The 19,297-nt window shown below is 35.0% G+C and carries 20 protein-coding genes; 13 read left to right on the top strand and 7 right to left on the bottom strand.

What is annotated here, in order from left to right; all coding sequences use genetic code 11:
* Nucleotides 1-67: 67 nt before the first annotated feature.
* On the top strand, nt 68-1,861 hold the full coding sequence (locus Y10_RS03800; RefSeq protein ID WP_281764036.1) for a tetratricopeptide repeat protein: 1,794 nt from the start codon (nt 68-70) through the stop codon (nt 1,859-1,861).
* Here the strand turns inward: Y10_RS03800 and Y10_RS03795 are convergent.
* Nucleotides 1,856-2,479, bottom strand: a complete 624-nt coding sequence (locus Y10_RS03795; protein ID WP_281764035.1) for a MarC family protein — start codon at nt 2,477-2,479, stop codon at nt 1,856-1,858. The two genes, Y10_RS03800 and Y10_RS03795, sit on opposite strands and share 6 nt — an antisense overlap.
* 273 nt (nt 2,480-2,752) lie before the next feature.
* On the opposite strand from Y10_RS03795, the gene Y10_RS03790 reads away from it, so the two are divergent.
* Complete coding sequence (locus tag Y10_RS03790; RefSeq protein ID WP_281764034.1) at nt 2,753-3,745, top strand: aldo/keto reductase; 993 nt, start codon at nt 2,753-2,755, stop codon at nt 3,743-3,745.
* 58 nt (nt 3,746-3,803) lie between these two features.
* Here Y10_RS03790 and Y10_RS03785 read toward each other — a convergent pair whose 3' ends face one another.
* Complete coding sequence (locus Y10_RS03785; RefSeq protein WP_281764033.1) at nt 3,804-4,754, bottom strand: NADP-dependent oxidoreductase; 951 nt, start codon at nt 4,752-4,754, stop codon at nt 3,804-3,806.
* Nucleotides 4,755-4,857: 103 nt separating this feature from the next.
* Here Y10_RS03785 and Y10_RS03780 point away from each other — a divergent pair, with 103 nt between their 5' ends.
* From Y10_RS03780 to Y10_RS03750, 7 genes are all read left to right on the top strand, one after another.
* On the top strand, nt 4,858-5,169 hold the full coding sequence (locus tag Y10_RS03780; RefSeq protein WP_281764032.1) for a DUF4286 family protein: 312 nt from the start codon (nt 4,858-4,860) through the stop codon (nt 5,167-5,169).
* A gap of 3 nt (nt 5,170-5,172) precedes the next feature.
* Nucleotides 5,173-5,952 carry a 16S rRNA (adenine(1518)-N(6)/adenine(1519)-N(6))-dimethyltransferase RsmA gene (rsmA, locus tag Y10_RS03775; RefSeq protein ID WP_281764031.1) on the top strand — a complete coding sequence of 260 codons (780 nt, stop codon included), beginning with the start codon at nt 5,173-5,175 and terminating at the stop codon, nt 5,950-5,952.
* A gap of 65 nt (nt 5,953-6,017) precedes the next feature.
* Nucleotides 6,018-7,373, top strand: a complete 1,356-nt coding sequence (gene mgtE, locus Y10_RS03770) for a magnesium transporter (RefSeq protein ID WP_281764030.1) — start codon at nt 6,018-6,020, stop codon at nt 7,371-7,373.
* Nucleotides 7,374-7,458: 85 nt separating this feature from the next.
* Nucleotides 7,459-8,397: a 2-hydroxyacid dehydrogenase gene (locus Y10_RS03765; protein WP_281764029.1), complete on the top strand. Its 939-nt coding sequence runs from the start codon at nt 7,459-7,461 to the stop codon at nt 8,395-8,397.
* Between the two features lie 30 nt (nt 8,398-8,427).
* Complete coding sequence (locus Y10_RS03760; RefSeq protein ID WP_281764028.1) at nt 8,428-8,883, top strand: DUF1801 domain-containing protein; 456 nt, start codon at nt 8,428-8,430, stop codon at nt 8,881-8,883.
* A 73-nt stretch (nt 8,884-8,956) separates the two neighbouring features.
* A complete protein-coding gene (locus Y10_RS03755; protein WP_281764027.1) occupies nt 8,957-9,343 on the top strand; it encodes a VOC family protein in 387 nt (128 codons plus the stop codon).
* Between the two features lie 38 nt (nt 9,344-9,381).
* Complete coding sequence (locus Y10_RS03750) at nt 9,382-9,639, top strand: TM2 domain-containing protein (protein WP_281764026.1); 258 nt, start codon at nt 9,382-9,384, stop codon at nt 9,637-9,639.
* A 36-nt stretch (nt 9,640-9,675) separates the two neighbouring features.
* On the opposite strand, the gene Y10_RS03745 is transcribed toward Y10_RS03750, so the two are convergent.
* Genes Y10_RS03745 through Y10_RS03730 form a run of 4 tightly spaced genes read right to left on the bottom strand, consistent with a single transcriptional unit; the run spans nt 9,676 to nt 14,261 of the window.
* The gene (locus Y10_RS03745) at nt 9,676-10,680 is read right to left on the bottom strand and encodes a carboxypeptidase-like regulatory domain-containing protein (RefSeq protein WP_281764025.1); all 1,005 of its coding nucleotides are present in this window, start codon (nt 10,678-10,680) and stop codon (nt 9,676-9,678) included.
* Complete coding sequence (locus tag Y10_RS03740) at nt 10,673-12,487, bottom strand: lysophospholipid acyltransferase family protein (protein WP_281764024.1); 1,815 nt, start codon at nt 12,485-12,487, stop codon at nt 10,673-10,675. Before Y10_RS03740 ends, Y10_RS03745 begins: the two co-directional genes overlap by 8 nt.
* Before the next feature lie 45 nt (nt 12,488-12,532).
* Nucleotides 12,533-13,783: an aspartate kinase gene (locus tag Y10_RS03735; RefSeq protein WP_281764023.1), complete on the bottom strand. Its 1,251-nt coding sequence runs from the start codon at nt 13,781-13,783 to the stop codon at nt 12,533-12,535.
* Complete coding sequence (locus Y10_RS03730) at nt 13,770-14,261, bottom strand: GNAT family N-acetyltransferase (RefSeq protein WP_408733606.1); 492 nt, start codon at nt 14,259-14,261, stop codon at nt 13,770-13,772. Before Y10_RS03730 ends, Y10_RS03735 begins: the two co-directional genes overlap by 14 nt.
* A gap of 126 nt (nt 14,262-14,387) precedes the next feature.
* Here Y10_RS03730 and fbp point away from each other — a divergent pair, with 126 nt between their 5' ends.
* Nucleotides 14,388-15,398: a class 1 fructose-bisphosphatase gene (gene fbp, locus Y10_RS03725; protein WP_281764022.1), complete on the top strand. Its 1,011-nt coding sequence runs from the start codon at nt 14,388-14,390 to the stop codon at nt 15,396-15,398.
* A 34-nt stretch (nt 15,399-15,432) separates the two neighbouring features.
* Here fbp and Y10_RS03720 read toward each other — a convergent pair whose 3' ends face one another.
* Nucleotides 15,433-15,864 carry a TerB family tellurite resistance protein gene (locus tag Y10_RS03720; RefSeq protein WP_281764021.1) on the bottom strand — a complete coding sequence of 144 codons (432 nt, stop codon included), beginning with the start codon at nt 15,862-15,864 and terminating at the stop codon, nt 15,433-15,435.
* Nucleotides 15,865-16,003: 139 nt separating this feature from the next.
* Here Y10_RS03720 and Y10_RS03715 point away from each other — a divergent pair, with 139 nt between their 5' ends.
* From Y10_RS03715 to Y10_RS03705, 3 genes are all read left to right on the top strand, one after another.
* Entirely contained in the window at nt 16,004-17,023 is a 1,020-nt protein-coding gene (locus Y10_RS03715) for a ligase-associated DNA damage response exonuclease (RefSeq protein ID WP_281764020.1), read from the top strand.
* Nucleotides 17,020-18,609 (top strand): ATP-dependent DNA ligase, encoded by a 1,590-nt coding sequence (locus Y10_RS03710; RefSeq protein ID WP_281764019.1) that lies wholly within the window; start codon nt 17,020-17,022, stop codon nt 18,607-18,609. Before Y10_RS03715 ends, Y10_RS03710 begins: the two co-directional genes overlap by 4 nt.
* Before the next feature lie 108 nt (nt 18,610-18,717).
* Entirely contained in the window at nt 18,718-19,215 is a 498-nt protein-coding gene (locus tag Y10_RS03705) for a hypothetical protein (protein ID WP_281764018.1), read from the top strand.
* Nucleotides 19,216-19,297: the final 82 nt, after the last annotated feature.

The following is a 19,297-nucleotide window of genomic DNA, read 5'->3' as shown; positions in this document are numbered from 1 at the left end:
TTGTTACGGATTTTTTATTTTATACACACTTATTTATGTATATTTGAAGATAGCACTTATTTGATGTATGAAAAGAAAATGGATACTACATATTGTTTTTGTTCTGTTTACCGTATATGGTTTTTCACAAAACAGTCAACTAGCCAAACAATACTTTGAAGACGGAGACTTTGATAAGGCACTTGCTATTTATAAAGAATTATATGATAGCCAACCCTATAACAACACGTACCTAACGTATTTGGTACAATGCTATCAACAACTAGAACAATACACTGAGGCACAAGAAGTGCTATTGCACAAACTAGATCATTCTGGTAACCCAATACCACTTACCGAAATAGATTTGGGATACAACTATTTGCTTCAGAAAGATTCTGTAAAAGCTACCTACTATTTTGACAGAACTATAAAGTACATTGAAATGAAACCTGAATATTCAGGTAGTATTGGGTATCAATTTCACAAATACTCCTTATTAGATTATGCTCTGCAAGCGTATACCAAGGGTATGGAATTAAAACCAAACCTCAACTATGGTTATGCCATAGCTACCATATATGGAGAACAAGGTAACGTAGAAAAGATGTTTGATACACTTTTAGATTTGTATGCAACAAACGAACAGCAACAAACAAAAATAAGACGTGCCCTTGCTCAGTTTATTACAGAAGAGCCAAGCAACCAAAGTAACCAGCTTCTTAAAAAGCTATTACTTAAAAGAACACAATCTGCACCAGATACTAAATGGAATGAAATTCTTAGTTGGTTGTTTGTACAACAAAAACAGTATAACATGGCTTTTATTCAAGAGAAAGCTATTTACAAACGTACCAACGAAATATCTTTAGATAGGCTCACAGATTTGGCGCTTGCTGCTACCGAAGACAAAGAGAACGCTACCGCCATTAGTATTTATAACTTTATTATTGAGAAGAGTAATTTTAACGGAGCTATTTTAGAAGCTGAGTTGGCCATCATCAAACTTCTGTCTCAAGAGAATCCAGTACCTGAAAAAGAAATTGAAGACAAGTTTCATAAACTACTTCCTGAATATGGTATGATACCGCAAACGGTACAACTACACATAGCATACGCCCATTTTATTGCCTTCCAAAAAAATAATCCGGAGGTAGCTTCTGAACATTTAAAAAAACTACTAAAACTCAATCTTTCAGTTTTTGATGAAGCAGCTGTTAAGATGGAATTAGCCGATATTTTAGTATATGACCAGCATTTTAACGAAGCACTTATTTATTATTCTCAAATACAAACCAAATTAAAAAATGACGTTATAGGGCAAAATGCTATGTTTAAAGTAGCTCAAACTAGTTTTTATAAAGGCGACTTTAAATGGGCAGAGAATCAATTAAAAATTTTAAAATCTTCTACTTCTCAGCTCATAGCTAATGATGCCTTACAGTTAATGCTTGTAATTACAGATAACTCGCAAGAAGACTCTTTACAGACTGCGCTAAAAATATACGCAAAAGCAGATTTATTGGCATACCAAAACAAAGATACGGAAGCTATAAAGCTATTAGATACAATACTTACAAAACATAAGGGAGAAAGCATTGAAGATGAGGCCCTATACAAACAAGCTAAATTGTATGAGAAAGCCAAAGCATATGATAAAGCTATTATAAACTATGAAAAAATGTTAGAATTCTTTGATGGCGGTATTCTAACCGACGATGCACTTTTTGCCTTAGCCACCATTTATGAATATCATTTAATAGATACCGATAAAGCAAAAGAATACTACGAGAAAATTATATTTAATCACCAAGACAGTATATACTTTGTAGCCGCTAGGAAAGCCTTTAGAAAATTAAGGGGCGACAATTTAGGATCATAAATATTCCGAAATCCCTGTTAAAATCATTTGTGCCGCTAAAGAACCTACTACTAACCCCATAATACGGTTAAACACACGCAATCCGTTTACCCCAAGTTTTTGTTTAATATACGGCATACGCCCTAAAATTAACAAACTGGCAATACAACAGATTAAAATAGCTACAAAACCACTTACGTAGTGTTGCCAATCTACCGCTTTTAAACTCATACTCAAAGTAGTAGTAATTAAACCTGGGCCAACAGTAATAGGTATAGCCAAGGGCACTACACTAATATCTTCTCTATTACCCGCTGCCTCTTGCTCTTTACTACTATGGTTTACTTTTTTACCATGACCTTGCACCATGTTAATACCCATTACTAAAAGTATAAGTCCACCAAATACACGTAACCCATCAGGTGATACTCCTAAAAATTTAAAGATATACTGACCGATAAAAAAGATAATTAGCAATGCTACAAAAATGGCTTTACTAGCCTTATTAGCCACACTTTTCACCTCTGCATCAGACACGTCTTCATCTAATAAAGACAGCATAATAACCCCAACTGAAAGTGGGTTCATAATGGTAAACACTGTGATAGTGTCTGAAAATATGCTTTTAAGTAAATCCAATTACGCTTAATTTTAATGCAAATAAAAAACATATTATTTAGAATTTGCTCCGTTCTACTAGAAAAGTTAATTATAGGTAACCAAAAAGCCGCTTATACCAACACATCTGTAATGATTTGCTTTCAAAAAATTAAAACAAATGATATTACTTTCACAATCAATCTATTATAAACATCATAAAAATTGATGAATTTTAATCAGAAAATTGAAGATTAAATAAATGACAAAGCACATTTATTTAGTAAGTTTGATTATGATTAATGAATAGAAAAAATGAATTACAAACCTTCTGCTCAAAGATACCAACAAATGACCTACAGACGTTGTGGAAACAGCGGTCTTAAGCTTTCGGCTTTATCTTTAGGATTGTGGCATAACTTTGGAAATACAACCAATTTTGAAAATAGTCAAAATATTATATTTACCGCTTTTGACAATGGTATAACCCATTTTGATCTTGCTAACAATTACGGACCACCACCTGGTAGTGCCGAAAAGAACTTTGGTAAAATACTACATCATGATTTAGGTGGCTACCGTGATGAATTAGTAATCTCTACCAAAGCAGGCTACGATATGTGGGATGGGCCATACGGAGATTGGGGAAGTAAAAAATACCTGGTATCTAGTTTAAACCAAAGTTTAAAAAGAATGAAACTAGACTATGTAGATATTTTTTATCATCATCGTCCAGACCCAGATACCCCTTTGGAAGAAACCATGGCTGCCCTAGATCTTATTGTACGCCAAGGTAAAGCCTTATATGTTGGTATTAGCAATTATGGCCCTGAAAGAGCTGCACAAGCATTTAAAATTTTAAAAGAAATGGGCACTCCGTGTTTAATTCATCAACCTAAATACAGCATGTTTGTAAGAACACCTGAAGAAGGACTGTTAGATGTAATTGAAGAACATAAAGTAGGCTGCATTCCTTTTTCGCCACTTGCCCAGGGTTTACTTACAGACAAATATTTAAAAGGTATACCAAAGGATAGTAGAGTTGTAAAAAGCGGCAAATTCTTAAACGAAAGCCATATTACACCAGAAATTATTGAAAAGGTAAAAGAACTGAATATTATAGCTAAAAAACGCGGACAAAAATTGGCGCACATGGCATTGTCTTGGCTACTAAGAGACAACCGTGTTACCTCTGTATTGGTGGGTACCAGTAAGCCAGAACAGGTTACAGACGCTATTAAAAGTTTAGAAAATTTATATTTTTCACCTGAAGAATTACAAGCTATTGTAGCTGTTTTACAATCATAAAACATTTTAAACACATCATAAAAAGCCTTTGTAGTAGTTACTACAAAGGCTTTTTATTTTAAGGTACTACTACTAGTTTTCCTCGGGTTTTACCAGATTCTATTTTTTTATGAACCTCTTGCATATCTTCTAGCCCATAGGTATTAGATATATAAGGCACTAAAATTTCTTCCTTTAATAAATGAGATAAATAATGCATCCATTCCTTATCAGGGTGCATTAGCAATGTATGCCCGTTTACATCTTTATCTTTTAATTTTTGCTTAAACAAATCAAAAGAATTAGAAGGTATACAAATCACATCGCCCCCTGGCTTGGTGGTTAAAATAGCGTTATCAATATTCGTTAATCCAACAAGGTCTAATACCACATCAAATTTACTCTCATACTCTTTATAATCAACATTCTCATAATCAATGTGAGCATCTGCTCCTAAGGTATTTAATATAAAATCTTTATTTTCTAATGATGATGAAGCCGTAACTGTAGCGCCTATATATTTAGCATATTGAATAGCAAAATGCCCTACTCCACCAGCTCCTGCATGTATAAGTATATGATCGGTAGGAGACAAATCTATAGTTTCTTTAAGTGCCTGGATAGCAGTTAAAGCAGCAACCGGACTTGAGGCAGCATCAGTAAAAGAAACTTGGCGTGGTATAGGTACCAAAGCATCAATACTTGTTTTGGTGTACTCAGCATACGTTTCTCCAAAACCGCTACCATTACTTGCAATACCAAAAACATGATCACCTACATTATAGCTAGTAATTTTTTTCCCTTTTTTCACTACAATACCAGCTACATCTTTTCCTAAAATTACCGGAAAATTTACTTTTGGCAATTTAGCAGCAAAAGCATTTCCTTCTCTTGCCTTTGCGTCTACAGGGTTTATACCAATAGCCTCTACCTTCAAAATTATTTCATTATCATTAGGTGAAGGAGTGTCTATATTGGTTATTTGTAAATTATTTATGCTTCCAAATTCGTTAATACTTACAGCTCTCATGTATTTCGGTTGAAAATCCTTATATTCATTTAAAAAGGCAAAATACCCGACATTTTACTCTAAAGCAAGTTATATTTGCATTTTAAAAAAACTTTAAGATTGTATGTATATTTATAATGTAACCAGCAATATTGCAGAATCGGTACACGAAGAGTGGTTAAAATGGATGCAGGAAACTCACATTCCGGAAATATTAGCTACCGGAAAATTTACGAACGCTAGAATTATAAAAGTGTTAGTAGAAGAAGAAATGGGCGGGGTTACGTACTCGGTTCAATATACGGCAAACAACAAAGAAGACTTAAATAAGTATTATGATGAACACGCTGAAGAATTAAGAGGCAAAGTATTAAAAAAGTTTGCAGACAGCATTGTATCATTCCGTACCGAATTAGAAATTATTAGCGATCACTAGAATATGACAAACGTAAGGGCCAAAAAACATTTAGGACAGCATTTTTTAACCGATGAAAATATCGCTAAAAAAATTGCAGACTCACTTACCTTAAGCGGATACCAAAATGTATTAGAAATTGGTCCGGGTATGGGTGTATTAACTAAATACCTGTTAGAAAAACCCATTACCACTCATGTGATAGAAATAGATACAGAATCTGTAGAATATCTGCAAACTCATTACCTAAACCTATCAGACAGAATTATAAGCAAAGATTTTTTAAAATACGATGTAAGAAACGTTTTTAAAGAAGAGCCCTTTGCTATTATAGGTAACTTCCCATACAACATCTCTTCTCAAATTGTTTTTAAAACATTAGAAATGAGAGATCAAGTTCCTGAATTTTCTGGTATGTTTCAGAAAGAGGTAGCAGAGCGTATCTGTGAAAAGCCAGGTAGTAAAACCTATGGTATTCTATCGGTACTAACACAAGCTTTTTACAATGCAACCTACTTATTTACTGTTTCTGAAAAAGTATTTAACCCACCACCTAAAGTAAAAAGTGGTGTATTAATATTAAAACGAAAAGAAAACTACCACTTACCTTGCGACGAAAAATTATTTTTCCAAGTTGTAAAAGCTGCCTTTAATCAACGAAGAAAAACATTAAGAAATAGTTTAAAAGCTTTTATAACTTCCGATAATCTAAAAGAACATAGTATCTTTGGGATGCGTCCGGAACAATTGAGCGTTGCCGAGTTTTTAGAAATTACGCAGATGATTTCAGATCAACCGGATTAATGTTTCTCCGCGAGTAAAATAAGAGTACAATACACACCCTAAATAGGGTGTTTAAAACAAAGCTTATGACCCCATTTAAACTTAGTGATGAACTCATTGAACAAATAGAGGCTCTTATTGAAGTTGACAATAAGCATGAGTTGTTAATGTTACTTGGCGATGTGCACTACGCAGATATTGCCGAGATTATACACGAGCTAAATTTAGATGAAGCTACGTACCTTATTAAACTTCTAGACAGTAAAAAAACATCGGATGTTATTACTGAGCTTGATGAAGATATTAGAGATAAAATCTTAGAAAAGCTTTCTGCAAAAGAAATTGCAGACGAAATTGTTGAGCTAGACACCGATGACGCGGCAGATATTATTAACGAATTACCAGATGATAGAAGAGACGAGGTAATAGCGTTTATAGATGACCACGAACACGCCAAAGACATTGTTGAACTTTTACGTTACGATAATGACACCGCTGGGGGTTTAATGGCAAAAGAGCTAGTTAAGGTAAATGAAAACTGGTCGGTATTAAACTGCGTAAAAGAAATGAGAGCTCAGGCAGAACATGTGACCAGAGTACATTCTATTTATGTTGTAGACGATAACGAAAGACTTATTGGACGTCTTTCACTTAAAGACTTACTAACAGCATCTACTAGAAGCGCTATTAAAGACATTTATATATCTAAGGTAGATTATGCATCGGTACATGACGATGCTGAAGATGTGGCTCGTATTATGGCCAAGTATGACCTTGAAGCTATACCTGTTGTAGACGAACTTGGTAGATTGGTGGGTAGAATTACCATTGACGATATTGTAGACGTTATTAGAGATGAAGCGGAAAGAGATTACCAAATGGCGGCAGGTATTTCTAAAGACGTTGAAGCAAAAGATAGCATCTTAAAACTTACCCGTGCAAGATTACCATGGCTACTTATTGGAACCTTTGGGGGTATGATGGCTGCTAAAATTATCACCTCCTTTCAACAAGGCATGGGCGACTTTGTAATACTCCTCAGTTTTGTACCCTTAATTCAGGCTACCGCAGGTAATGTTGGCGTACAATCATCGGCTATTGTAGTACAAGGATTAGCTAACAATTCTATTGATGGACAAATAATCAACCGTTTGTTTAAAGAGTTTCTTTTAGGCTTGGTAAACGGTGGCTCTATTGCTTTGATTGTTTTATTAATTACACATTTCTTTTTTAATACCGATTATATAGTATCGCTTACCATTGGTATTGCTATTATTTCTGTTATCATTATTGCAGCAATTATAGGTACATTTATCCCTATTTTCCTAGATAAAAGAGGCATAGACCCTGCTGTGGCAACAGGCCCCTTTATTACTACCAGTAATGATATTTTTGGGATATTAGTTTACTTTAGTATTGCTAAACTTATTCTAGGTTTTTAAATCAAATTATAGCCATAATTACCTGTAATTTCACGTTATCTTAACAGCAAACTTTGTACCTTTGCTCATCTAAAAAGATAACGTTATGAAGATACTTCACTTAGACACTAATCACCCATTATTATTGGAGGGATTGAACGCTTTAGGGTTTGAGAATCATGAGGACTATCTATCCCCAAAATTAAAAGTTGAAAAGAAAATTCATGAGTACGACGGTATTATTATCAGAAGTCGTTTCTCTATTGATAAAGCATTTTTAGAACATGCTACCAACCTTAAGTTTATTGCTAGAGTTGGTGCCGGTGTTGAAAATATTGATGGTGATTTTGCTAGAGAAAAAGGGATTACCCTTATTGCTGCACCAGAAGGTAACCGTAACGCTGTAGCAGAACAAAACCTAGGAGTGCTTTTAGGATTAATGAACAACATTAAAAAAGCAAACCGTAAGGTAAGAAGAGGTAAATGGGAAAGAGAATCTAACAGAGGAGAAGAGTTAGATGGTAAAACTGTAGGTATTATTGGCTACGGTTATATGGGTAAAGCTTTTGCTAAAAAACTAAGAGGTTTTGAGGTAGAAGTACTATGCTACGATATTAAAGAAAATGTAGGCGACGAAAACGCTACACAAGTTTCTTTAGAAGAGTTGCAACAAAAGGCAGATGTTATTAGTATACATACCGACCTTAACCCTACTTCTGAAAGAATGATTAATGCCGAGTTTTTAAACGGATTGGCAAAACCTATCTATTTCTTAAACACTGCTAGAGGTAAATTAGTTGAAACCCAAGACTTAGTAAATGCTTTGAAAAAAGGTATTGTTAAAGGTGCAGGGTTAGATGTATTAGAATACGAAAAATCTTCTTTTGAAGGTTTGTATGATGATGATGTAATGCCAGAACCATTAAAATATCTTACCAAATCGTACGATGTTATTTTAACACCGCACATTGCAGGTTGGACACACGAAAGTAATGTGAAGCTTGCACAAGTTATTTTAGATAAAATTAAAGCAGATTTTTGTTAATTTAGGGGTGTAACCCTAAGTAACAGAAATATGACATCTAAAGCTACCTCACCAGAGGAATATATCTCAGAACTTCCTGAGGATAGAAAAGCAGCTATTATAAAATTAAGAGAAACTGTACTCAATAACCTTCCTGAAGGATTTCAGGAAGGTATGAGTTATGGTATGGTTGGCTACGTAGTTCCTAAAAGCGTATACCCTGCCGGATATCACTGCTCTCCTGAACTCCCCTTACCTTTTATGAGTTTTGCTTCTCAAAAAAACTTTATTGCATTTTACCATATGGGTATATATGCCAAAAAAGAACTGTTAGACTGGTTTGTTGCCGAATACCCCAAACATTGTAAATACAAATTAGACATGGGTAAAAGTTGTATCCGCTTTAAAAAGGTTGATGCTATTCCCTATGAACTACTAGGGGAGTTAGTAACAAAAATGACTCCGCAAGAATGGATTGACATCTATGAGCATAATTTAAAAAGATAAAATTATAAACACATAACTCACTTACCTTTCATACGATAATTGTATTTTTAAATTCATTTAAAAACTAGTCAATATGAAAAAAAGAGTAACAGGTTTAGGAGGTTTCTTTTTTAAAACAGAAGATCCAGACAAAGTAAAGGACTGGTATAAAAACCACTTAGGACTTAATACCGATGCATACGGATGTACCTTTTGGTGGAAAGACGAAGAAGGTAAAGAGTGCTCTACACAATGGAGTCCATTTAAAAAGGACACCTCCTATTTTAAGCCAAGTGAAAAAGACTTTATGATGAACTTTAGAGTAGAAAATCTAGAGGAACTATTAGAAGTACTTAAGCAAGAAGGCGTTACCGTTGTAGGAGATATGGAAACCTATGATTATGGAAAATTTGGTTGGATATTAGACCCTGAAGGAAATAAAATAGAACTTTGGGAACCTATAGACCAAGCCTTTAAATAGCATTTTGTATTTTTACATCGCTATTAAAAAAAATCACTATGGAAGTCATCAATCATCCACAAGAAGAAAGTAAACGTATTATTGCAGGTATTATGGGTATTTTATTTGGCTCATTAGCCATTCATAAATTTGTATTAGGCTATACCAAAGAAGGTGTTATTTTATTACTCATCTCATTGCTAACCTGCGGTACCGTTGGTAGTATCATTGGGCTTATAGAAGGCATTGTATACCTCACTAAAACAGACGAAGAGTTTTACCACACCTATCAGCTAGGCAAAAAACCCTGGTTCTAATTATATTCTAGTAGTTGGGTTTACACCCAAAATTGTTTATTTATCAGGATAATAATCTAGGGGAAGCATATCTTTAAACCTAAGTTTCCCCATATACCCTCCAAAAACCAATGCATCTACTGGAGTAAAATTGCCGTATGAGTCTATAAAGAAACCGTCTGTATAAATTTGCATAGCAGACTGTTCATCTTTTTTATAAAGTAAATTCCATTTGGGTTGGGTTGCTGTTACATATTTTAAACCTAAAGAATCAGATATTGTAAAGTGTTGCAACGGGTCTACCGGAAAAGATCTTTTATAAACGCCAAATTTCTCTTCTGTTAACTCCTCTTTCGCTAGTGTTCTCATAAAATGCAATGGAGAGCCATAGTAAATTTTTCTTCGTCTCCTTTTGTACTTACCCTGCCCTTCAGAGATATCATTATAAAAGGAAGTTCCTGCATAATAAACACTTTGAATAAACATACTACTCAAAGAATTTTGTGTATACACCACCTCAAAATCTACCAAATTATAAGTTACCTCATAACCTAATGCTGTATTCATTATTTTTAAAGGCTCAGATGCAAAAGCCAGCAATTTACTCTTCGTCATATCATAGGTAACTATAATAACATCTTCGTTTAAAATCTTACAGTTACCTTCATATTCTTGCCCCAAAAACTCTTTTCTAAACACTACCATTTTCGCTTCTCTAGTAAACGGATCGGCCTGTAGCACCACCTCATCTAAAGCAAAGGAAGTTTCTTTTAAATAAAATTTAATGTCTTTGTAAGCGTAAGGATTGTTTATATGAACAGATTCATACCCTATATAACTAACAATAAGCGAAGCGGTCACTTGCTTCTCGGTCTCTAACTCAAAATACCCCTCTTTATTTGTTACAGTACCAATACTGGTACCATCAAAATAAACGGTTACCCCTTGCATTGGTTCTTTAGTAGTATGGTCATATACATAACCTGTAACAATAGCCTGTGCATTTACAGACGCTATAGTTACTACCAAAAATAAAAGAAAAAAATATAATGTTTTAGGCATGGTCGTTTTGATCTCCCATGAACTTGCGTTCAAGTTCTTCCTGAAATTCTTCCATAACAGGCTTTACCGTACTTTCTGGTAAGTCTGCAATTCTAATATACATTAAACCATCTACTGAGTTGTTAAATAAAGGGTCTACATTAAACGCTACCACTTTAGCATTTTGCTTAATGTATTTCTTAATCAATACTGGTAAACGTAATTCTCCTGGCTCTACCTCATCTATAATTTTATCAAACTTGTTAAGGTCAGCCCTAGTTTCATCAAAAATAAAATCTTTATCAGCATCTTTTAATTTTACCTTAAACTCTTTCTTAGGTTTAATATACTGTGCCACATACGGGTCGTAATAATTAGATTTCATAAACTCAATCATTAACGATTTAGAGAAATTAGAAAACTGATTACTAATACTTACCCCACCAATTAAATAATTGTGCTCTGGGTGTCTTAACGTAGTATGCACAATACCTTTCCATAACAAGAACAGAGGCATTGGTTTTTGCTGATATTCTTTAATAATAAACGCCCTACCCATTTCAATAGATTCGCTCATCATTTTATACAATTCAGGCTCAAATCTAAAAAGGTCATGCAAATAAAAACCTCGTATACCGTGCGCCTCAAATATCCTTTTTCCTAAGCCCATTCTATAGGCTCCTGCTAAACATTTAGCATCATCATCCCACAGAAACAAATGGTGATAATATTCATCAAAACTATCTAAATCTATCGCCTGATTAGTTCCTTCTCCTACTTCTCTAAAGGTAATCTCACGCAACCTCCCTATTTCTTGTAAAATGTTAGGTATACTTGTAGATTCAGCCAAAAATACTTCGTAGTTCTTACTTTTAAGCAATCTACAATTCTGAGTACGCAAGCTAGCTACCTCAGCCTCCATAGCTTCGGCACAAACCGGAGTAATAATATCTTTAGGACTCTTAGGAAGTTTTAAGGTAGTAGGTATTTGTTTTAAAATACTATTCTTTTCGTATACATTAGAAAGTACATAAGTTTTCCTTCTCAAAAACTCACTAAACTCATGAAGGTCTGTAAACTCTTTTTGCGCATCAACCGAAATGGTTCTACCAATACGTACTTTAATAACTCTTTTTTTCTGGGTTAATAATTCCGATGGTAGTTTAGCTGTTCTAAGGGTATCACTAATTTTAGAAAGTCGGTAAAACAACCTACTATTTTTAGCATGAAAATAAATAGGTACTACAGGTACTTCTGCCTTTTTAATAAGTTTTATAGCAGCCTCTTCCCAAGGCTTATCTATAATAAGTTTACCATCTCTATAGGTAGAAACTTCACCAGCCGGGAAAATACCCAACGGATGACCGTCTTGTAAATGTCTTATAGAATGTTTAAAACCGGCTATGCTAGACTTAGCATCCTTTCTATCTTCAAACGGATTTACCGGCATTACATAAGGACTCAATGGCTTAATACGTTGCAACAAAAAGTTTGCAATAATTTTAAAATCAGCTCTTTGTTCTGCCATTAATTTTAACAGCAGCACTCCATCTATACCTCCAAGCGGATGATTAGAAATGGTAATAAATGGCCCTTCCTTAGGCAAGCGTTTTAAGTCTTCCTCTGGTATTTCAAATTTTATATTAAACTCGTCTAATAAGGCATTAAGAAAGTCTATCCCCTCTAAATGCTTATGACGATTATAAATTGCATTCAGCGTAGAGATTTTAAGAACTTTCATTAGTAACCAACCAATGAAAGTTCCTATAAATCCGTATTTATCTAAGTGTATTGCTTTTGCTACTTCTTTAGCTGTAACTAATCCCATTCAATTATTACATTATACTAACAAATATAGCAAAAAAGCCATTGGTTATTTAGAAACTATTTGAACAGTATCTTGTAATAATTGTTTTAACAGTACTTCTTTTCCTTCTTCAATTTGCTGTAAAGCCTCTGAATTTACGTGTCTTACGGTATAAAGTGACACATCTTGGTAGCAGTCAATTTTAAATCTACCTTTTAATTTATTTAACAAACTATCAAGCGTATCATACTTATTTTCAACACATACCGAAAAACTAATAGCAGAATTTTGAATTACATCTACTTTCATCTTAGCCTCGTGCAATAATTTGAATATTTCACTAATATTATCTTCTACAAAGAAGGAGAAATCAAGTGTAGAAAGCGATAATAAAACTTGTCCTTTTTTAACAATAAAGCAAGGCACCATAGGCTCTAAATCTTGCCCTTTACTAACACTTGTACCCGCTGCCGTAGGATTTAAAAACGACTTTACGTGCAATGGAATTTCTTTACGTTGTAACGGTTGCAATGTTTTAGGGTGAATTACAGAGGCACCATAAAAGGCTAGCTCAATAGCTTCTTGATAAGAAATTTGGTGCAACAACTGTGTGTTTTCAAAATAACGAGGATCTGCATTTAACACTCCTGGTACATCTTTCCAAATAGTTACACTTTCTGCACCTAAACAATAAGCAAATATTGCAGCGGTATAATCAGACCCTTCTCTACCCAAAGTAGTAGTAAAGTTATTTGGGTCACTTCCTAAAAATCCTTGTGTAATGTTAAGCACTTCTTTATTTACCCCGGCTACAATTTGTTCTTCGGTTACAGCCCAATCTACCTTTGCATCTCTGTATCTGGTATCGGTTTTAATAAGCGTTCTAACATCTAACCATGTGTTTCTTATACCTTTATCTTGTAAATAAAAACTAAGAATGGTAGTAGATAATAATTCTCCAAAACTCACCACTTGATCATACACAAAGCTATTATTAGGAGATTTATTTCTATCAAGAAAAGAAACCAACTCGGCAAACACTCCGTCTATTTTATAAAATACCGGGTGCTCTTCTTTACCAAATAAGTCTACCATAATACTATTATGGTATGCCTTCAGCTGTGCTATGCTTTCTGGCAAAGCATCTTTATCTGTAAAATAATTTTTTACCACTACCTCTAAAGCGTTGGTAGTTTTTCCCATAGCAGAAACTACTAGCAAGGTACCCTCATACCCTACTGTTTCTAATACGTTTACCACATTTCTTACGCCCTCAGCATCCTTCACCGAGGCTCCTCCAAATTTAAAAATTCGCATCGCCCAATCTATTAATATAATTTTGTATTCCTTGTTCGTTTAGTTGTACCACATCCCAATCTCTTAGAACAGCGGCACCATTACTCTCGTAAAATTCAATTGCAGGAGTGTTCCAATCTAAAACATTCCATTCTATTCGTTTTACTTTTTTTGTGTAACCGTACTTAATAACTTCTGTTAATAACGCCTTTCCTACTCCGTTACCTCTGGCGGTTTCAGTGACTATAAGGTCCTCTAAATGTATGGTTTTTCCTTTCCAAGTAGAATATCTGTAATAGAAAAGTGCCAAACCTACTACAGCCCCCTCTTTTTCTGCTACAAAAGCAGTAAATGCAGGGGTAGTACCAAACCCATCGTTCTTGAGATCTTCAATGGTAACTTCAACAGCATCAGGTTCTTTTTCAAAAATAGCCAACTCCTGTATCAGCTGAAGCACCTGACTCATATCGTTTTCTGTGGCTAATCGAATTGTTAACATAATATTATAAATATATGTTTCAAATATAACTAAAAGTTACATATGTAAGGATTTTAATTTTTACGAAATCGTTATAGTATAACATTTTTACCGATATTTGTATAGAACCACAACAAATATTACTCTATGACAAAAAAACACCAAACCTTAGGTGAGTACATTATTGAAAATCAAAACTCGTTTAGGTACTCATCGGGGGAATTATCAAAACTCATTAATGCCCTACGACTGGCAGCTAAAGTAGTAAACCACGAAGTTAACAAGGCAGGCTTAGTGGATATTTTAGGGGCAGCCGGAGAAGTAAACGTTCAGGGAGAAAATCAACAAAAACTGGACGTTATGGCTAACAACATTTTTATTGAAACACTCCGTAATCGAGAAATTGTTTGCGGAATTGCCTCGGAAGAGGAAGACGACTTTATTACCATTAATAGTAGTGACGACAACCACCAAAACAAATATGTTGTACTTATAGATCCCTTAGATGGTTCTAGTAACATTGATGTAAACGTATCGGTAGGTACAATCTTCTCTATATACAGAAGAGTAACACCTATAGGCTCACCGGTGCAGATAGAAGACTTTTTACAGCCTGGCCGAAATCAAGTAGCGGCAGGATATATTGTTTATGGTACCTCTACTATGATTGTATATACTACCGGTGATGGTGTAAATGGGTTTACGTTAAACCCTGCTATTGGTACCTTCTATTTATCTAACCCTAATATGCAATTTCCTGAAAATGGAAAAATTTACTCTGTAAACGAGGGTAACTACATTCATTTTCCACAAGGGGTAAAAGATTATATTAAGTATTGCCAAAAAGAAGAAGGAGACCGCCCATACACCTCTAGATATATTGGATCATTGGTATCCGATTTTCATAGGAACATGATTAAAGGTGGTATTTACATGTACCCAAAAAGCTCTATTGCAGAAGAGGGTAAGTTACGTTTATTGTATGAGTGTAACCCTATTGCTTTTTTAGCAGAGCAAGCAGGTGGTAAAGCTAGTAACGGGTTTACCCCAATTATGGACATTACCCCTACCGAATTACATCAGAGGGTTCCATTTTTTTGCGGAAGTAAAAATATGGTGGAAAAAGTGGAAGAATTTATTCAAAAAGCAAATCAATAAGGCATTAAAAAACCGGGAAGTTTCCCGGTTTTTTTTATCTGTTCATGTATCTTATTTCTTCTTTAAAAGTATCTATATCTACTCCTAAATTTAATAAGTACATCGCTTTCTTTACAATAAACTCAGCATTACCTGGTGTAAAACCTAAACCTATTGCCAAGCGAATCATAATTTTCATTTCTTCATCATCTGCTATATGGTCTACATATACCATACGAGCTATATCATACAATCTTTCCAAACGCGCCTCATATAGCACCGGTGGATTGATTTCATACTTCATAGGGTTTTCTATGATTTCTGCCTTCTTTTCATCAGATATTTCTAAATGATGTGCTAGCCTATCTATAAAAGCGCGCTCTTCATCATTAATAATACCATCTGATAACGCCACCCTCACAATTGCTGCAAAGTGGTCTCTGTTTCTATCCCTGAATCCAGGAGAATATAAGTCTGAAAATGCCATTATTTAGTTTTTAGTTATACAAAGATACATAATCTTCAATTTTAACACTCAAAAATTTTACTTCTGAAAATTATAACAAAACCTTATCAATAGTAACCTATATTTATCTGTAAATTACCTCCTAAACAAAATAAGCTACATGAAAACCCCACTACTTCAATTTACAGAAAAAGGTATTTATTGCCAACAAGCAAATGTATACCTAGACCCCTGGAAAAAAGTAGACAATGCCCTAATAACACATGGCCATGCAGACCATTCGCGTTGGGGACATAAAAAATATATAACCCAACACGACAATGTTCCTATTATAAAGCACCGATTAGGTGCTATTGAAGCTACCGGGGTAAACTATAATGAAAAAATAATAATTAACAACGTTACTTTTTCCTTTCATCCGGCAGGTCATATTCCTGGTTCGTCTCAAATTAGAGTAGCACACAAAGGAGATGTATGGGTTTTTACAGGTGATTATAAATTACATCCCGATGGATTATCAGTTCCGTATGAACCTGTAAAATGCAACAGCTTTATTACTGAATGTACCTTTGGGCTACCCGCTTTTAAATGGCGACCGCAACAAGAAGTATTTAATGATATTAACGAATGGTGGAAAACCAATAAAGCCGAGGGTAAAACCTCTGTACTCTTTGGTTACTCCTTAGGTAAGGCACAGCGCTTAATTAAAAATTTAGACACCTCAATTGGCACCATATATACACATGCTGCTGTAGAGAATTTAAATGAAGTTATTAGACCTCACTTCTCACTGCCAGACACCGTTAGAATTACCGCAGATACCGATAAAAAAGCCATAGCCGGTAATATAATTATTGCACCACCAAGCGCACATGGCACACCATGGCTACGAAGGTTTGCGCCCTTTGTAACTGCTACCGCCAGTGGGTGGATGGCTTTCAGAGGTGCCAGACGAAGACGGGCTGTAGATAGAGGTTTTGTTTTATCTGACCACTGCGATTGGAATGAACTACTAACCGCTATTAAGGAGACAGGTTGCGAAAAAGTAATTACCACCCACGGATATACCGATGTATTTTCTAAGTATTTGCAAACTTTAGGATATGATGCTCGTACAGAGCAAACACAATATGAAGGTGAAAATGCAGAAACCAACGAAGAAAATGAGGTGACATCATGAAGGCATTTGGAGAATTAATAAGAATATTAGATGCTACCAACAAAACCAATGAAAAGGTAAAGGCTTTAGCCACTTATTTTAAGGAGGCTCCTGCCCCTGACAAACTTTGGACTATTGCACTTTTGTCACACAGACGCCCAAAGCGGCCCGTAACCACTACCCTTTTAAGAGAATGGGCTTCTGAAGCGGCTCATATCCCCTTATGGTTGTTTGAAGAATCATACCATATTGTTGGAGACCTAGCAGAAACTATAGCGTTGGTAATTCCTGAAGAATCCGTTACCCATGACAAAAGTTTAGCCGATTTTGCAACCGATTTATTGGCGTTATACAATAAAGATGAGCAACAAAAAAAGGAATACCTATTAACTACTTGGCAACAATTAGACTATTATGAGCGGTTTGCCTTTAATAAAATTATTACGGGTGGTTTTAGAATTGGTATTAGTCAAAAATTAATGACACGAGCCTTAGCCAAGGCTACTGAAATAGACGAAGATATTTTAGCCTATAAACTCATGGGCGATTGGACACCCCAAACCACCACTTTTAATAAGTTGATTTTAGAGGAAAATGAAGAAGACTACCTAAGTAAACCCTATCCTTTTTATTTAGCCTATGCGTTAGACCAAGAACCCGCCGAGCTAGGTGATGTTTCTGAATGGAGTTTTGAGCATAAATGGGATGGTATTAGAGCGCAACTAATTGTACGCAATAAAGAATTGTTTGTATGGAGTAGAGGCGAAGAATTAGTGACCGATAAGTATCCGGAATTTGAAGTGTTCACAGAACATTTTCCTGATGGCACCGTAATAGATGGCGAGCTTTTGCCGTACCCTAACAATAGCATTGGTACTTTTAACGATTTACAAACCAGAATAGGCAGAAAAAACATCACTAAAAAATTACTTGAGAAAACCCCCGTAATTATAAAAGCGTATGATGTTTTAGAATGGAAAGGAGAAGATGTAAGGGAGCAACCGTTTAAAACTAGAAGAGGCTATCTTAATCAGTTAATACAACTGTGTAAGGACAAAAACCTACCGCTTTACATTTCTGAAGTAATGCACTTTAACACTTGGGAAGCTGCCGCTAAAGAACGGGAGCGGTCTAGAGATGTAAAGAGTGAGGGGCTCATGCTTAAAAGAAATGATTCTCCTTATCTAATAGGTAGAAAAAAAGGAGATTGGTGGAAATGGAAAGTAGACCCACTTACCATAGATGCTGTTTTAACCTATGCTATGCGTGGCCATGGAAGACGTACCAACCTTTTCACAGACTACACTTTTGCGCTTTGGGACAACAATGAATTGGTAACCTTTGCTAAAGCCTACAGCGGTTTAACCGATGCTGAGTTTAGACAAGTAGACAATTTTGTAAAAAGAAATACCACCGATAAGTTTGGTCCGGTAAGGCAGGTAACTCCAGAATTGGTATTTGAAATTGCCTTTGAAGGTATAGCCCCGAGCAAGCGCCATAAAAGTGGGGTGGCAGTACGTTTCCCGAGAATACTTAGATGGCGACAAGACAAAAAAATAGAGGAAGCTAATTCCCTAGACGATTTGAAAGCGCTCATTATAGAATAACACCAATTTTAAAATAATTTTAATACTGTCAGCTAACGCTTTGGCATTTATTTTGAGCCAAAATATGGCAGAAAAATAACTGAATTGTGAACTCTAAAATGAAACAAGATGAAAACAAGAATCTTCATTTTAGCAGCTTTACTAACAAGTTTGGTAAGCTGTAATGCGCAAGAAAAAAAAGACAGTAGAACAAATGAACCATTAACTGCGGATGCTATAACTAAGCAGGAGATTCCAAAAGGCAATTGGAAAGTTAACAAACAATTTGATGAAAATGGAAACCTAGTGCAGTACGACTCTATTTACACCTATGGTTTTAGCACTGAAAATGGAGACACACTTCCTTTAAAAACAGGCAAAGATGTAATGAAGAGTTTCCATCAATATTTTGGAAATACCCAAATGCCGCAAGACTTCATGAACCATTTCTTTAGTGATTCACTAAATGTAGGAGAAAATGCCTTCGATGAAAACTTTTTTAATAACCGAATGTTCTCCGACGATTTTCAGGAACAGCTTCAAAAAATGGATTCTATAAGAAATGCTTTTATGCAACAATATCAGCAACAACTATCTAGTCCAGAACATACACCTCAAAAAACCTAATTCACAAAATAGTATTAAAATATGAAGGGTTTCCCCATAATTAGGGAAGCCTTTTTTATTTTTATGACAAGTACCCTAATAG

The organism is Neptunitalea lumnitzerae (genome assembly GCF_027924185.1).
Taxonomy (GTDB): Bacteria; Bacteroidota; Bacteroidia; order Flavobacteriales; family Flavobacteriaceae; genus Neptunitalea; species Neptunitalea lumnitzerae.
The sequence above is the reverse complement of the archived record's forward strand: the minus strand, read 5'-3'. Positions and strand labels throughout refer to the sequence as shown.

Bases quoted from the DNA above. Each gene is read 5' to 3' on its own strand.
- Y10_RS03800 (WP_281764036.1), top strand. From the start codon at position 68: ATGAAAAGAAAATGGATACTACATATTGTTTTTGTTCTGTTTACCGTA.
- Y10_RS03790 (WP_281764034.1), top strand. From the start codon at position 2,753: ATGAATTACAAACCTTCTGCTCAAAGATACCAACAAATGACCTACAGA.
- Y10_RS03785 (WP_281764033.1), bottom strand. From the start codon at position 4,754: ATGAGAGCTGTAAGTATTAACGAATTTGGAAGCATAAATAATTTACAA.
- Y10_RS03780 (WP_281764032.1), top strand. From the start codon at position 4,858: ATGTATATTTATAATGTAACCAGCAATATTGCAGAATCGGTACACGAA.
- rsmA (WP_281764031.1), top strand. From the start codon at position 5,173: ATGACAAACGTAAGGGCCAAAAAACATTTAGGACAGCATTTTTTAACC.
- mgtE (WP_281764030.1), top strand. From the start codon at position 6,018: ATGACCCCATTTAAACTTAGTGATGAACTCATTGAACAAATAGAGGCT.
- Y10_RS03765 (WP_281764029.1), top strand. From the start codon at position 7,459: ATGAAGATACTTCACTTAGACACTAATCACCCATTATTATTGGAGGGA.
- Y10_RS03760 (WP_281764028.1), top strand. From the start codon at position 8,428: ATGACATCTAAAGCTACCTCACCAGAGGAATATATCTCAGAACTTCCT.
- Y10_RS03755 (WP_281764027.1), top strand. From the start codon at position 8,957: ATGAAAAAAAGAGTAACAGGTTTAGGAGGTTTCTTTTTTAAAACAGAA.
- Y10_RS03750 (WP_281764026.1), top strand. From the start codon at position 9,382: ATGGAAGTCATCAATCATCCACAAGAAGAAAGTAAACGTATTATTGCA.
- Y10_RS03745 (WP_281764025.1), bottom strand. From the start codon at position 10,680: ATGCCTAAAACATTATATTTTTTTCTTTTATTTTTGGTAGTAACTATA.
- Y10_RS03740 (WP_281764024.1), bottom strand. From the start codon at position 12,487: ATGGGATTAGTTACAGCTAAAGAAGTAGCAAAAGCAATACACTTAGAT.
- Y10_RS03735 (WP_281764023.1), bottom strand. From the start codon at position 13,783: ATGCGAATTTTTAAATTTGGAGGAGCCTCGGTGAAGGATGCTGAGGGC.
- Y10_RS03730 (WP_408733606.1), bottom strand. From the start codon at position 14,261: ATGTTAACAATTCGATTAGCCACAGAAAACGATATGAGTCAGGTGCTT.
- fbp (WP_281764022.1), top strand. From the start codon at position 14,388: ATGACAAAAAAACACCAAACCTTAGGTGAGTACATTATTGAAAATCAA.
- Y10_RS03720 (WP_281764021.1), bottom strand. From the start codon at position 15,864: ATGGCATTTTCAGACTTATATTCTCCTGGATTCAGGGATAGAAACAGA.
- Y10_RS03715 (WP_281764020.1), top strand. From the start codon at position 16,004: ATGAAAACCCCACTACTTCAATTTACAGAAAAAGGTATTTATTGCCAA.
- Y10_RS03710 (WP_281764019.1), top strand. From the start codon at position 17,020: ATGAAGGCATTTGGAGAATTAATAAGAATATTAGATGCTACCAACAAA.
- Y10_RS03705 (WP_281764018.1), top strand. From the start codon at position 18,718: ATGAAAACAAGAATCTTCATTTTAGCAGCTTTACTAACAAGTTTGGTA.